The 13,330-nt window shown below is 60.5% G+C and carries 14 protein-coding genes; 9 read left to right on the top strand and 5 right to left on the bottom strand.

Annotated elements, in window-relative coordinates; genetic code table 11:
• Window positions 1–87 precede the first annotated feature (87 nt).
• The 8 genes from ribE (at window position 88) to C2E19_RS26220 (ending at window position 5,453) form a co-directional block, all read left to right on the top strand.
• Window positions 88–564 (top strand): 6,7-dimethyl-8-ribityllumazine synthase, encoded by a 477-nt coding sequence (gene ribE / locus C2E19_RS26255; protein ID WP_003228649.1) that lies wholly within the window; start codon window positions 88–90, stop codon window positions 562–564.
• Window positions 561–1,061: a transcription antitermination factor NusB gene (gene nusB / locus C2E19_RS26250; RefSeq protein ID WP_053124252.1), complete on the top strand. Its 501-nt coding sequence runs from the start codon at window positions 561–563 to the stop codon at window positions 1,059–1,061. Before ribE ends, nusB begins: the two co-directional genes overlap by 4 nt.
• Before the next feature lie 27 nt (window positions 1,062–1,088).
• Complete coding sequence (gene thiL, locus C2E19_RS26245; protein ID WP_129395701.1) at window positions 1,089–2,054, top strand: thiamine-phosphate kinase; 966 nt, start codon at window positions 1,089–1,091, stop codon at window positions 2,052–2,054.
• Window positions 2,051–2,554 (top strand): phosphatidylglycerophosphatase A, encoded by a 504-nt coding sequence (locus tag C2E19_RS26240; RefSeq protein ID WP_127651238.1) that lies wholly within the window; start codon window positions 2,051–2,053, stop codon window positions 2,552–2,554. Before thiL ends, C2E19_RS26240 begins: the two co-directional genes overlap by 4 nt.
• Window positions 2,555–2,591: 37 nt before the next feature.
• Window positions 2,592–3,365, top strand: coding sequence for an ABC transporter substrate-binding protein (locus C2E19_RS26235; RefSeq protein ID WP_129395700.1), 774 nt, complete (start codon window positions 2,592–2,594; stop codon window positions 3,363–3,365).
• 254 nt (window positions 3,366–3,619) lie between these two features.
• Window positions 3,620–4,237 carry a GTP cyclohydrolase II gene (gene ribA / locus C2E19_RS26230; protein ID WP_008081835.1) on the top strand — a complete coding sequence of 206 codons (618 nt, stop codon included), beginning with the start codon at window positions 3,620–3,622 and terminating at the stop codon, window positions 4,235–4,237.
• Window positions 4,234–4,653, top strand: coding sequence for an MFS transporter (locus C2E19_RS26225; RefSeq protein WP_129395699.1), 420 nt, complete (start codon window positions 4,234–4,236; stop codon window positions 4,651–4,653). Before ribA ends, C2E19_RS26225 begins: the two co-directional genes overlap by 4 nt.
• The gene (locus C2E19_RS26220) at window positions 4,653–5,453 is read left to right on the top strand and encodes a cobalamin-binding protein (RefSeq protein WP_129395698.1); all 801 of its coding nucleotides are present in this window, start codon (window positions 4,653–4,655) and stop codon (window positions 5,451–5,453) included. Before C2E19_RS26225 ends, C2E19_RS26220 begins: the two co-directional genes overlap by 1 nt.
• A gap of 132 nt (window positions 5,454–5,585) precedes the next feature.
• Here the strand turns inward: C2E19_RS26220 and C2E19_RS26215 are convergent, their stop codons facing one another.
• From C2E19_RS26215 to C2E19_RS26195, 5 genes are all read right to left on the bottom strand, one after another.
• Window positions 5,586–7,472, bottom strand: coding sequence for a TonB-dependent receptor domain-containing protein (locus tag C2E19_RS26215; RefSeq protein WP_129395697.1), 1,887 nt, complete (start codon window positions 7,470–7,472; stop codon window positions 5,586–5,588).
• Window positions 7,473–7,612: 140 nt separating this feature from the next.
• The gene (dxs, locus tag C2E19_RS26210) at window positions 7,613–9,511 is read right to left on the bottom strand and encodes a 1-deoxy-D-xylulose-5-phosphate synthase (protein ID WP_129395696.1); all 1,899 of its coding nucleotides are present in this window, start codon (window positions 9,509–9,511) and stop codon (window positions 7,613–7,615) included.
• Between the two features lie 91 nt (window positions 9,512–9,602).
• Window positions 9,603–10,490: a (2E,6E)-farnesyl diphosphate synthase gene (gene ispA / locus C2E19_RS26205; protein WP_129395695.1), complete on the bottom strand. Its 888-nt coding sequence runs from the start codon at window positions 10,488–10,490 to the stop codon at window positions 9,603–9,605.
• Window positions 10,487–10,729, bottom strand: a complete 243-nt coding sequence (locus C2E19_RS26200) for an exodeoxyribonuclease VII small subunit (protein ID WP_003228627.1) — start codon at window positions 10,727–10,729, stop codon at window positions 10,487–10,489. The genes ispA and C2E19_RS26200 overlap by 4 nt, the downstream gene beginning before the upstream one ends.
• Window positions 10,730–11,114: 385 nt before the next feature.
• On the bottom strand, window positions 11,115–12,248 hold the full coding sequence (locus C2E19_RS26195) for a Fic family protein (RefSeq protein WP_129395694.1): 1,134 nt from the start codon (window positions 12,246–12,248) through the stop codon (window positions 11,115–11,117).
• Window positions 12,249–12,524: 276 nt separating this feature from the next.
• Between C2E19_RS26195 and C2E19_RS26190 the strand changes: the two genes are divergently transcribed.
• The gene (locus C2E19_RS26190; RefSeq protein ID WP_129395693.1) at window positions 12,525–13,316 is read left to right on the top strand and encodes a YfaP family protein; all 792 of its coding nucleotides are present in this window, start codon (window positions 12,525–12,527) and stop codon (window positions 13,314–13,316) included.
• Window positions 13,317–13,330: the final 14 nt, after the last annotated feature.

The raw sequence follows: 13,330 nt of genomic DNA, 5'->3' as shown, positions 1-13,330 counted from the left end.
TGCGGATTTTTCCGGCCATGTATTCGTGGCTAATATCACTGAGGGACGCGTACGAGACGCGTCCCGGCTCTTTAAGAGAACTGACGAATGACCCTGAAGACCATCGAAGGTACCTTCATCGCCCCAAAAGGCCGCTACGCTTTGGTAGTAGGCCGTTTCAACAGCTTTGTTGTTGAAAGCCTGGTCAGCGGTGCAGTTGATGCCCTGGTTCGCCACGGCGTGAGCGAAAGCGACATCACCATCATCCGCGCGCCTGGCGCCTTCGAAATCCCGCTGGTTGCGCAGAAAGTCGCTCAGAAAGGCGAGTTCGCAGCCATCATCGCCCTCGGCGCGGTCATTCGTGGCGGTACTCCGCACTTCGAATACGTGGCTGGCGAATGCACCAAGGGTCTGGCCCAGGTGTCCATGGAGTTCGGCGTGCCGGTCGCGTTCGGCGTCCTGACCGTTGATTCCATCGAGCAAGCCATCGAACGTTCCGGCACCAAGGCCGGTAACAAAGGTGCCGAAGCTGCCCTGTCCGCTCTGGAAATGGTCAGCCTGCTGGCACAGTTGGAGGCCAAGTGATTAGCGACGAAAGCGATCGTTTCAACCCGCGCGAGCCGCGTCCAACCGACGCCGGCAAGCCTTCGAAAAGCGAAAAGCGCCGCGCTGCCCGTCAGTTGGCGACGCAAGCGTTGTACCAGCGCCACATGGCTGGTGCTTCGCTGAACGAAATCGAAGCGCAGTTTCGCGTCGATAACGACTTCACCTTCGCCGACCAGAGCTACTTCCACGACATCCTGCACGGTGTTCCGGCCAGTCTGACCGAGATCGACACCGCGCTGGCGCCGTGCCTGGACCTGACCATCGAAGAGCTCGACCCGGTTGAACTGTGCGTCCTGCGCCTGTCGACCTGGGAACTGCTCAAGCGCGTCGACGTGCCGTACCGCGTGGTGATCAACGAAGGCATCGAACTGGCGAAAGTCTACGGTTCCACCGACGGTCACAAGTTCGTCAACGGTGTGCTCGACAAGCTGGCCCCGCGTCTGCGTGAAGCTGAAGTGAAGGCGTTCAAGCGCTAACCGGCGCTTGAATCCTTTGTCTGCGCCATGGGCGAGTTTGAGCTGATCCGCAATTTCTTCGCCGCCGCGCCTTGTGCGCAGGGCGGCGAGGGCGTTGCTCTGGGAATCGGCGACGACTGCGCCTTGCTCGCTGTTCCCTCCGGGGAACAGTTGGCGATTTCTACCGATACGCTGGTGGCCGGTGTGCATTTCGCCGACCCCTGCGATCCGTTTCTGCTCGGTCAGCGCTCGCTGGCCGTTGCGGTCAGCGATCTGGCCGCCATGGGCGCCACGCCCGTTGCCTTTACCCTTGCCCTGACTGTGCCGACGGTGACCGCCGATTGGTTGCAAGCCTATGCCCGCGGTTTGAACCGTATGGCGCAGAGTTGCGGCGTTGCCTTGGTCGGCGGCGATACCACGCGCGGGCCGTTGAGCCTGACGGTCACCGTGTTCGGTCGCGTGCCTGCCGGTCAGGCGTTGACCCGCAGCGGCGCACAACCGGGTGACTTGCTGTGTGTTGGCGGTGAACTGGGCAATGCTGCCGGCGCGCTGCCGCTGGTGCTCGGTCAACGTGATGCCGAAGCGCATATCGCGCAACCGCTGCTCGATCATTACTGGTCGCCGCAACCGCAACTCGCCCTTGGCCAGGCCCTGCGTGGCAAAGCAACCTCGGCGCTGGACATCTCCGATGGCCTGCTCGCCGACTGTGGTCACATCGCACTGGCGTCTAAGGTGCGGCTCGAGATTGAACGCGAGCGCGTACCGCTGTCGGATGCTTTAGTGGCGTTTCTCGGCCAGCGTGGTGCCGAGCGCGCGGCGTTGAGCGGTGGCGATGATTACGTGCTGGCGTTCTCGCTACCGTCCGTCGAGTTGCCGGCGCTGCTGGCCAATGGCTGGCCGATTCATGTGATCGGTCGCGTCGCAGAAGGGCAGGGCGTAGTCTTGCTGGATCGCGAAGGGCACGACATCACCCCGCAAATCCGGGGCTATCAACATTTTCAGGAGACACCGTGACAGATCACCCGAAACAGGTTCCGGCCGAATTCGTTCCGCCGTCGGTCTGGCGCAATCCCTGGCATTTCCTCGCGTTCGGCTTTGGTTCCGGCACCTTGCCGAAAGCGCCGGGCACGTGGGGCTCGTTAGTTGCGCTACCCTTTATTCCGTTGTGGCAGATGTTGCCCGACTGGGGTTACTGGCTGATGCTCGGGATCACCATGCTGTTCGGCTTCTGGCTGTGCGGGAAAGTCGCCGACGATCTGCGGGTGCACGACCACGAAGGCATCGTCTGGGACGAAATGGTCGGGATGTGGATCACCCTGTGGCTGGTGCCGGAAGGCTGGTACTGGTTGCTCGCGGGTTTCCTGATGTTCCGCTTCTTCGACATTCTCAAGCCGTGGCCGATCCGCTGGATCGACCGGCATGTCCACGGCGGCGTGGGGATCATGCTCGACGACGTGCTGGCCGGCGTATTTGCCTGGCTGGCCATGCAAGGGCTGGTGTGGGTTTTCGCCTGATCCAAGGGGTGATCAGGTTCAAGCAAGGGGACTAGGGATGGCTGGACGCTGGTTGGCGCTGGTGGTTTTTGTGTTGCTGAGCACTGTTGCCAGTGCGCAGGACGCTGCCAGTGCGCAGGACGCTGCGCCGACGCCTGCGGTCATCCATCTGGCCAGCGAAGACTGGGAAGACTACACCGCCGCCGACGGCCATGGCCTCGGTTGGGATGTGCTGCGCAAGGTGTTCGAACCTGCCGGGGTGAAGCTGGAAATCCGCACGGTGCCGTACACCCGTTCGGTCGGGCTGGTGCAATTGAAGGAAGTCGACGCGCTGGTCGGTTCCTACCGCGATGAAGCCGAGCAAGTGCTGTACCCGCACTGGAATTTCGATTCCGATCACATCTACGCGCTGGGCCTGGCGAGCAATCCTGCACCCACCCAGGCGACGCTGGGCAAATACCGACTGGCCTGGGTGCGTGGCTATCGCTACGAAAACTACCTGCCGAACATCAAGCGCTACAACCAGATCGAGCGGCGTACCGGCATTCTGTTGATGCTCAAGCAGGGGCGCGCGGATTACTACATCGATGCGTTGACCGAGATTGAGGCGGTGATGAAAACCGCGGGCGATCCGGCCCAGTATCGCTATTCGCATCTGGCCGAGCTGCCGTTGTTCCTCGGTTTCGCTGATACCCCGCAGGCGCGTGCGCTGATGGCACTGTATGACCAGCGCATGGAGCAACTGGTGAAAAGCGGTGAGCTGAAGCCGATCTTCGAGAAGTGGAAACAGCCATACCCCTTCAACTTCAACTTCAACTTCAACACGAACTGAACACCGATTCGGATGCTTGCACATAACCCCTGTGGGAGCGGGCTTGCTCGCGAAGGCGTTGGCTCAGCCAGCCAATGTGTCGACTGACATACCGCATTCGCGAGCAAGCCCGCTCCCACAGGGATCCAGACAAGTCTGTTGTTATCAAACTTTTTGATCGTTATGCCCGATAATTCAGCCTAAGCGTCTGTAGGAACCTGCTGTTACAATGCCCGCCTGCGAATTTTCAGACTCTTTAGATCAGGAGCACACCGGTGCCTGTCGTCTTTGTCGCCGCTTCCAAGCTGCCAACACCTTTTGCGCAATTCACCATGCACGGTTTTCTCGATGAAGCCACCGGCCGCGAGCACGTGGTGCTGAGCCTGGGTGAATTCGCCGACGGCGCCCCGGTTCTCGGCCGTTTGCACTCCGAATGCCTGACCGGCGATGCCCTGTTCAGCCAGCGCTGCGACTGCGGCTCGCAACTGGAAGGCGCGCTCAAGGCGATCGCCCGTGAAGGCCGAGGCGTGTTGCTGTACCTGCGTCAGGAAGGTCGCGGCATCGGTCTGTTGAACAAGATCCGTGCTTACGAGCTGCAAGACGGCGGTGCCGACACCGTTGAAGCCAACGAACGTCTGGGCTTCGCCGCCGACCAGCGTGACTACGCCATGTGCCTGCCGATGCTTGAGCATCTGGGCGTGAAATCCCTGCGCCTGATGACCAACAACCCGCGCAAGGTCAAAGCCTTGACCGACATGGGCATTACTGTCGCCGAGCGTGTGCCGCTGCACACCGGCCACAATCCGCACAACAAACTCTACCTGGCAACCAAGGCCAGCAAGCTCGACCACATGATGGGCAACGAGCATCAGGGCGAGGTTGACCGCGCGTGACGCGTGGTCAGGTGCGGCGCCGTTTAGCAGTCGACTGGTGGAAATACCTGGCGCTGGCGCTGCTGCCGCTGTTCGTGCTCAACGCGCTGTTTGGTCAGGGCGAAGGTATTTTGCCGGTATTGGCGATGCCATTCTTTATTGCCGGCGTGGCGTCGATGTTTGTCAGCCTGAAGTTTTTCGGTCCTTACAAACATGCGCTGATCGCCACCCAGAAAGCCCTCGATACGGCGGATGAACCAGCGGCGTGGATTGCCCTCGCGGCGCGTCGCCGCAGAGCTTTTCTCGCGGCTGCATTGCCGGCATGGATCGGCGCCTTGGCGGTGTTCGTCGAGCTTGAAGCAGTGCCGTTGATGCTGCTGGCATTGTCCACTGCGGTGCTGTTTTACCTTTACCGTATCCCGCGTCAACTCGGTTGATGCGCCGTCTGTGGCTGGCGCTTCTGCTGCTGGCCGTCAGCGCGCCTGCGCTGGCTGCGTTGCGCGTGGTCAGCCTCGCACCGTCCCTTTCCGAAATCGTCGTTGAACTGGATTCGGCCGACCTGCTGGTCGGTGTGCTGGATGCCGGTGAGCGTCCTGCTGAAATCGCCAACGTGGCGTCAGTCGGCCGCTACGGCCAGCTCGACATGGAACAACTGCTGAGTCTCAAGCCCGATTTGTTGTTGCTCTGGCCCGGTAGCGTCGGCCCGGCGCAGCGTGATCAGCTCAAGCGCCTGGGCATCCCGACCTTTGTCGCTGAACCGCACTCCTTTGAACAACTCTCTGCACAGATTGAAGCCATTGCCACGCAATTGGGGCGACCCGAGCGTGGGCTGAAACTGGCGGCTGATCTGCGACAAAAACTCGCCGAGCTGCGCCAGCGCTATCACCGCGATGCGCCGTTGCGGGTGTTTTATCAGGTATGGGACAAGCCGCTGTACACCGTCGGTGGCGGGCAGATCATCAGTGATGCACTTGAGGCGTGCGGGGCGCGGAATGTGTTCAGCGATCTGACCTTGCCTGCACCGCAAGTCAGCATCGAATCAGTGTTGCAACGTGATCCCGAAGTCATTCTGGCCAGCGACCAGTCCCAGCTCAACGCCTGGAAAAACTGGCCGCAGGTCGCCGCTGTAAAGCGGGAGAACTTGCTACTGATCACCGACAAAGGCCTCGAACGCCCAAGCGGCCAGATGATCGAAGCCACCGCCAAACTCTGCCAACTCATCCAGCCCCACCGATAACCCCTGTAGGAGCTGCCGAAGGCTGCGATCTTTTGACTTTGCTTTGTGGCTGAGTCGGGATTGCCGAAGATCAAAAGATCGCAGCCTGCGGCAGCTCCTACAGGGTGTCGGGTGATATCCAGATGTGGGGTCTTAGCGGATTTCGGGGGTCCAGGTGACGCCGAACATCCACGTCCGGCCTTCCTCGCGATAACCATACTGGCTGCCGTCGTAGCTGTAGTTCGCGCGGCTGTAAGCCTTATCCAACAGGTTATCCACTTTCAGATCCAGCTTGATCTCACGGTTCAGCGCCCAACCGCTGCGCAAGCCGAACAGCGCATAGCCGCCCAATGGCTGCTGGTTGTTCAGGTCGTCATAACTGCCGCTCACCGCCTGCCAACTGGCGCCGAGGCTGAGCTGGTCAAACTGGCGATCGAGATCCCAGCTCAGCGTGCGCCGGGCACGTCGGGCCAGCGTATGTCCGGTGTCTCGATCGCGTGGGTCGATAATCGCCACGCCGAGGTTGCTCTGCCAGCCGAACAGTTCCTGCTTCAGCGCCGCTTCAAAGCCGTTGATTCGTGCGGAAGCGACGTTTTCCGGACGTGAATTGCTGCCGAAGATGATCGCGTCTTCCAGATCGGTGCGGTAAATCGAGGCTTCCAGACGGCTGCTGTCGGTCAACTGGCTGCGCCATTGCAGCTCATAGCTTTTCGAGGTTTCCGGTTTCAGGTCCGGGTTGCTGAAATCCGGGTAGTACAGGTCATTGAAAGTCGGGGCGCGGAAACCTTCGCTGTAGCTCAGTAACAGATCATTGTCCGGATTCAGCGGCAGGGTGAACGTGCCGCTCCAGGTGTTCTGGCTGCCGAACTGCTGATTGTCGTCGTGGCGCAGACCCAGTTCCGTGGAGAAACTGTCGGCCTGATAACGATGCTGAATGAAGGCGGCGCGGTTCCAGCGGCTGTCTTCGTCGAATGCAGTGCTGCTGTTGACCCGGTCTTCGTACCAGTCGCCGCCAAGGATCAGGCTGTTACGTGCATCCAGGGTCAGATCGTTCTGCCAGTTCACGGAGTCGCGGTAGGTGTTGAACACGGTGCGTTCGTCGCTGAGCTTGTCGAGGGTCTTCTCGCGGTTCTCGGTGTGGCCGAATTCGACGCGGGTTTTCCAGATATCGTTGACCCGCGCATCGACGTAACTGCTGACGCTGCTGACGTCGAAATCGCTGTAGGGCTGCTGTTGCACCGACTCGAAAGTGTTGGTGTCAAAGCGACCGAACGGGTTGTCGAACTCGCTCTTGCCACGGTTATCCAGCAGGTTGGCACCGATTTCGATGTCATCGGTCAGCACATGGCTGAGGCTCAGGCTGACGGACTTGTTGCGGTAGGCGTCGTGGTCGCTGTCGCTCGGATACGACTCGTGGGTGCGATCGATCCCGGCGGTTTCATCGAGGCTGGCGCCAAGATTGAAACGGGTTTTTTCATCGCCACCGGACACGCCGAGGCTGCGTTCCCACGTCTGGTTGCTGCCGAAGCCGACGTGCAGCCGTGGCTGCAAACCCTGCTCGACGCCGCGCCGGGTGAAAATCTGAATCACCCCGCCAATCGCGTCGCTGCCATAAATCACCGAACGCGAACCGCGCAACACTTCCACGCGCTCGATCTGCTCGATGTTCAAGTGTTGCAGATTGCTGTCGCCGGAGGTCGAGCTGCCGATGCGCTGACCGTCGACCAACACCAGACTCTGCGCCGATTGCGTACCGCGAATGTAAACGCCGGGCAGGCTGCCGCGCCCACCGGTCTGCGCCACTTGCACGCCGGGCACACGCCGCAGCAGGTCCGGCACGTCGCTCGGCTGCAGACGGTCGATGTCTTCTCGGGTGAACACGGTGTTGGCGGCGCTGCTGTCGTTGCGCGCTTCAACCTGACGGTTGGCGGAGATCAGCACATCCGGCAGCTTCAGCGCCTGATCACGTTCAAACGTGTCGGCGAAAGCGTTGGCAGTTGGCAGCAGCAGAAAGGACAGGGCAAGGCGCGAAAATTTCATGGCAATCCATGGTCTGTGCAAAACCCTGTAGGAGCTGCCGAAGGCTGCGATCTTTTGATTTTGCTTTTGAACAGTTCCGGAGCTGCCGAATAGCAGGATCAAAAGATCGCAGCCCTCGGCAGCTCCTACAGGGGGAGCGCTTAGCGGTTGAGCAATGCCAGACGCTGACGAATCGACGCTTCGATCCCGGCCTCGTCCAGCCCGCACTCGGCCAGCATCTGCGCAGGCTTGGCGTGCTCGACGTAGACGTCCGGCAAGCCCAGATGCAGCATCGACTTGAGGATGTTCTCGCGTGCGAGGAACTCGCTGACCGCGCCACCGGCGCCGCCCATGATCGCGTTCTCTTCGATGGTCACCAGCAACTCATGGCTGCCGGCAATCTCGCGCACCAGCGCTTCATCCAGTGGTTTGACGAAACGCATGTCGACCACAGTGGCATCGAGCTTCTCGGCGACTTTCAGCGCTTCAGCCAATTGCACACCGAACACCAGCAGAGCGACTTTGCTGCCTTGGCGACGGACGATGCCCTTGCCGATTTCGATTGGCTGCAGGTCTTTCTCGATGGTTGCGTTCGGGCCGTTGCCGCGTGGATAACGCACTGCCGCCGGGCCGTTGTAGAGGTGGCCGGTGGTGAGCATTTTGCGCAGTTCGTTTTCATCGCTCGGGGTCATGATGACCATGCCCGGGATGCAACGCAGGTACGACAGATCGAAGCTGCCAGCGTGGGTCGGGCCGTCTTCGCCGACCAGACCGGCACGGTCGATGGCGAACAGCACGTCGAGGTTCTGCACCGCGACGTCATGCACCAGTTGGTCGTAACCGCGCTGGAGGAATGTCGAATAGATCGCCACTACTGGTTTCGCGCCTTCGCAAGCCATGCCGGCAGCGAACGTCACCGCGTGTTGCTCGGCGATCGCCACGTCGAAGTAGCGCAGCGGGAAACGTTCGCTGAATGCGACCAGATCCGAGCCTTCCTTCATCGCCGGGGTGATCCCGACCAAGCGTGGGTCAGCAGCGGCCATGTCGCACAGCCACTCGCCAAACACTGCCGAATACTTCGGCCCGCCAGCTTTCTTCGGCGCAGCGGCCGGAGCGTCCAGTGGTTCAAGCTTGGTGATGGCGTGGTAACCGATCGGGTCGACTTCCGCCGGGGCGAAACCCTTGCCTTTCTTGGTGACGATGTGCAGGAACTGCGGACCTTTGAGGTCACGCATGTTGCGCAGCGTCGCGATCAGGGTCGGCAGGTCATGGCCGTCGATCGGGCCGATGTAGTTCCAGCCCAGCTCTTCGAACAGCGTGCCGGGAACCAGCATGCCTTTTGCGTATTCTTCGGTACGACGGGCGATTTCCCAGGCGCCGGGCAGGCGCGACAGGACCTTTTTGCTGCCTTCACGCATGCTCGCGTAAGTGCGGCTGGAAAGGATCTTCGCCAGATAATTGGACAGGCCGCCGACATTGCGCGAGATCGACATGTCGTTGTCGTTGAGGATCACCAGCATGTTGGCGTTGACTTCCGGCGCGTGGTTCAGCGCCTCGAAAGCCATGCCGGCGGTCAACGCACCGTCGCCGATCACGGCGATTGCCTTGCGATCACTGTTCTGCAGGCGGGCGGCAATCGCCATGCCCAGCGCGGCGCTGATCGAGGTACTGGAGTGGCCGACGCCAAAGGTGTCGTACTCGCTCTCGGCGCGGCGCGGGAAGGCAGCAATGCCGTCCTTCTGGCGCAGGGTGCCCATGCGCTCGCGGCGACCGGTGAGGATCTTGTGCGGATACGCCTGATGGCCAACGTCCCACAGCAGACGGTCGTCCGGCGTGTCGAAGACGTAATGCAACGCGATGGTCAGCTCGATCACGCCCAGGCCGGCACCGAAATGCCCACCGGTCTGACCGACCGTGTAGAGCAATTCCAGGCGCAACTCATCGGCCAGGGTTTCCAGCTCGGCTTCGCCTAACCGGCGCAGGCCGTCCGGCGTATTCGCGCGGTCGAGCAGGGGCGTGGTCGGGCGCTTGCGGGGAATCTCATGAAACGTCGTGGGCATCAGGCGAATCGTTATAGGTATAGAAGATGCGGCAGTTTACCTGATGCATCGCCCCCTGCCCACGCGTTGGTCTTTTTTGGCGGATTCGCCGTCAGCTGCGGCGCTCGACGATATACCGGGCCAGTTCGCGCAATGGCTCGGCTGCCGCGTCAAACGGTCGCAGGGCATGCAGGGCCTGATCGCGCAGTTCCAGCGCGTAGGCTTTGGCGGCGTCGAGACCGAGCAGGGCCGGGTAGGTCGGCTTGTCACGGGCAATGTCGGCGCCCTGGCGTTTGCCGAGGGTTTCGGTATCGCTTTCGACGTCGAGGATGTCGTCCTGCACCTGAAAGGCCAGACCGATGGCCTGTGCATAAGTCTGCAAGGCCTTGAGTTCATCCTTTTCGGCACGACCGCTAGCGAGGGCGCCGAGTTTGACGCTGACTTCGATCAGCGCGCCGGTCTTGTGCCGGTGCATCTGTTCGAGGGCTTGTTGATCGAGCTTGAGGCCGACCGAACCGAGGTCGATGGCTTGACCGCCAACCATGCCCGCAGGGCCTGCGGCGTGAGCCAGCGCGGTGACCATTTGCAGGCGGATGTCGCTGCTGCAATCGCTCAGGCGCGGATCGAGCAGGGCGCTGAACGCCAGACTCTGCAACCCGTCGCCGGCAAGAATCGCGCAAGCTTCGTCGAATTTTTTGTGGGTGGTCGGCTGGCCGCGGCGCAGATCGTCGTCGTCCATCGCCGGCAAATCGTCGTGCACCAGCGAATAGGCGTGGATCAACTCGACTGCGCAGGCCGCGCCGTTGGCTTGCTCAGCCTTGCCACCGAGCGCTTCGCACGCAGCGTAGGCCAGCAGCGGACGCACGCGTTTGCCGCCGTTCATCACGCTGTAGCGCATGGCTTCATAAAGCCGCGCGAGTTCCGGCAACGGGGCGCTGAACAGGCTTTCCAGCGCCGCGTTGACCCGGGCCTGGCTGCTCGCCGTATACGCTGCAATCATTCTGGCTGTTCCGCGTCGAAGGGTTCCTCGGCGAGTTCGCCATCGCGCTCCAGCAGCACTTGTACCTTCTGCTCGGCTTGCGCCAGCGCTGCCTGGCAGTCACGAGTCAGACCGATGCCCTGCTCGAAAGCGGTCAGCGAGTCTTCCAGCGACAATTCACCGTTCTCCAGACGCTCGACCAATGTTTGCAGGTCGGCGAGGGACTGTTCGAAATCCAGTGCAGCTTTTTTGCGGGCCATGGCGGCGATTTCCGGTTGACGTTAAACCGGCGCGACACTAGCAGATAGGGGGTTTATGGGCAAATGAGCAGGGCGATGCGCGCCAGAACAAATGATCCTTTGTGCAGGATAAAGATCCCCTCTGAATGAAAAGATCCCTTGTGCAGAGCAAAGATCTAGGCTGAATACAAAGATCCCTTGTGAGAACAAATATCCCTTGTGAGAACAAATATCCCATGAGAAAACAAAGATCCAATGTGGCGAGGGGATTTATCCCCGTTCGGCTGCGCAGCAGTCGTAATCAATGCTGACTCGGTAGACCTGAAAATAGGTGCTCGTAGCTTTTGGGGCTGCTGCGCAGACCAACGGGGATAAATCCCCTCGCCACAGGTGGGCATTGTCAGTGCTAATCCGGATAACGAATTTGATAGCGCGTGCTCCGACCACCTCCCGGTAAGCGTTGCAGGCAACCTTTCTCCAGCAACTCCGCGAGGTGGCGGGTCGCTGTGGCCTTCGACACTTTCACCACTGCTTGATATTGCCCGGCACTGATGCCGTGCTCAAAGCCCCGCTCGCCGCCGTCGAGCAGGCGATTGAGCACTTTGACCTGCTCCGCCGAAAGTTCGGACTCGCGGTGTGCCTGCCAGAAACGCGTCTTGCCCAGCATGCTTTCAATCCGGGTGATGGCTTCTTGCAGACTTCGTAGCAACGTTTGCAAAAACCATGTGAGCCACTCTGTGATATCCAGTGTGGCTTTCTGGCTTGACTCCAGAATCCGATAGTAGCCGGAACGATCATCCAGAATGCTCGCCGACATGGCGTAGAAACGGATGGCTTGCGCTTCGCCCTGTGCCAGCGCCAGATCAGTGATGGTGCGGGTCAGGCGACCGTTGCCATCGTCAAACGGATGCAAAGTGACAAACCAGAAATGGGCGATGCCCGCGCGTAGCATCGGGTCCAGTGCTGTCTGATGCTGGCTGGCCTCGAACCATTGGAGAAATGGGTCGAGCTGCTGCTCAAGACCTTTGCGAGGTGGCGCCTCGAAATGAACCGTTGGACGATCAATGCGACCCGATACCACCTGCATTGGCTCATCACCGCGCAGCGCACCCACATGCATTGAGCGCGCAGTAAGGCCGGCTTCTTGATCGGGAAACAGCCATTGGTGCCATTCCAGCAGGCGTTCCAGCGTCAACGGTTCGGCAAATCGACGGGTGGCATCAAGCATGAGCTGCGCCAGACCTTCACTGCGTTGACTGACTTTATCTCCGTCGATCAACTCCAGGCCCAAACGTCGCGCCAAGGACGACCGTACGGAGCCAACATTCAGTTGCTCACCTTCGATGGCCGAAGACGTCACGATATTCTGCAAAAGGGCATCCAGTTCGGTCTGAGCCCCCAAAGAATCGCCTACTGAACCGGCCATACCCATCAACTGACCTTGTGCCTGTACACACTCGCGCAACAACGGTACCAGGCGTTCTGCCTGCCAGTTGAAGTCGGGCCAGTCGGGCTGTTGCCAGATCCAGTGAGCTGCCATTTATACCTGCCGTGAGTCCGTGAGCCGAATAGAAAAGCTATTCGGCTCATTTTGTGAGCCGAATATGACGCCTATTCGGCTCACCGTCCACCGGGTTGGCTGGATTCCTACAGCAAAAGCACATGTATCCGATTGTTAAAAAACCACCGAATGGCTAATCTTCGCGCCTTCTACGACCCCATAGTCACGGGTCTTTCAGACGAAACGCAGTTTCACCGCTGTGAAGTACCGAGGATCGGGTGCAAGGTTTCGTTCAGGCATGGCAGGAGGCGTCACATGCGTTCATTTCTTTTGCTGCTGATCGGGTTGGCCTGCGCGCCCGCGCTGCTGGCCGCGCCGAGTGCCGAACTGGCGGAACCGGTGGGTGGCTGGCGCTATCACGGTTTGCTCGATCGCACGGAAAACCCGCAAGTCGCCTACCCGACGCCACCGATCGATCGCGGCATCCAGCGCAATCGCACGATGATCCAGGGTCAGCTCAAAGCCATCGGTCATATGCGTCCGCCGCACAGCCTCGCCGTGAATGGCAATCCACTGAATCTGTACACCGACGACCAGGGCCGTTTCGCCCGGCCTTACGCGTTCGGCGCGGGCTCCAACAGTGTCGAGGTGATCAGCGCCGAAGGCCAGTCGCTGAAACGCGTGCAATTTTATGAAGCAAACAATTTGCGCACGCCGGCGCGGATTCGTCTTGTCTTGGGATGGGACGATCCGAAGGCCGAACTCGATCTGCACATTGTCACGCCCGACGGTCAGCATGCTTTCTGGGCGCAGCCGGCGCTGAGCAATGGTGGTGGTCTGGACCCGGATGGCGTCGATGGCCCCGGCCCGGAAATGTTCACCATGACCGCGCCGCTGCATGGCACCTATCTGGTTTACGTCAACTATTGGGGCAACTTCGGCAACGGCGGCTATAACTTCGAGGAGACCAGCAATCAGAACGAGGTGATCACCTCGCAAATCACGCTGGTGCTCAACGAAAACACCGTCGACGAAAAACGCGAAACGTTCATCGTGCCCCTGCGGGCGATCGGTGATCTGCTGCTGGTCAAGACTTTCAACTATTAAGCATCCCGCCACGG

It is taken from the genome of Pseudomonas sp. DTU12.3, assembly GCF_004124275.1.
Classification (GTDB): Bacteria; Pseudomonadota; Gammaproteobacteria; order Pseudomonadales; family Pseudomonadaceae; genus Aquipseudomonas; species Aquipseudomonas helmanticensis.
This window is presented reverse-complemented; position numbering and strand designations above follow the sequence as displayed.

What these genes read in the sequence shown, in the direction of transcription:
- ribE (WP_003228649.1), top strand. Translation starts at nt 88, where the DNA reads ATGACCCTGAAGACCATCGAAGGTACCTTCATCGCCCCAAAAGGCCGC.
- thiL (WP_129395701.1), top strand. Translation starts at nt 1,089, where the DNA reads ATGGGCGAGTTTGAGCTGATCCGCAATTTCTTCGCCGCCGCGCCTTGT.
- C2E19_RS26235 (WP_129395700.1), top strand. Translation starts at nt 2,592, where the DNA reads ATGGCTGGACGCTGGTTGGCGCTGGTGGTTTTTGTGTTGCTGAGCACT.
- C2E19_RS26220 (WP_129395698.1), top strand. Translation starts at nt 4,653, where the DNA reads ATGCGCCGTCTGTGGCTGGCGCTTCTGCTGCTGGCCGTCAGCGCGCCT.
- C2E19_RS26215 (WP_129395697.1), bottom strand. Translation starts at nt 7,472, where the DNA reads ATGAAATTTTCGCGCCTTGCCCTGTCCTTTCTGCTGCTGCCAACTGCC.
- dxs (WP_129395696.1), bottom strand. Translation starts at nt 9,511, where the DNA reads ATGCCCACGACGTTTCATGAGATTCCCCGCAAGCGCCCGACCACGCCC.
- ispA (WP_129395695.1), bottom strand. Translation starts at nt 10,490, where the DNA reads ATGATTGCAGCGTATACGGCGAGCAGCCAGGCCCGGGTCAACGCGGCG.
- C2E19_RS26200 (WP_003228627.1), bottom strand. Translation starts at nt 10,729, where the DNA reads ATGGCCCGCAAAAAAGCTGCACTGGATTTCGAACAGTCCCTCGCCGAC.
- C2E19_RS26195 (WP_129395694.1), bottom strand. Translation starts at nt 12,248, where the DNA reads ATGGCAGCTCACTGGATCTGGCAACAGCCCGACTGGCCCGACTTCAAC.
- C2E19_RS26190 (WP_129395693.1), top strand. Translation starts at nt 12,525, where the DNA reads ATGCGTTCATTTCTTTTGCTGCTGATCGGGTTGGCCTGCGCGCCCGCG.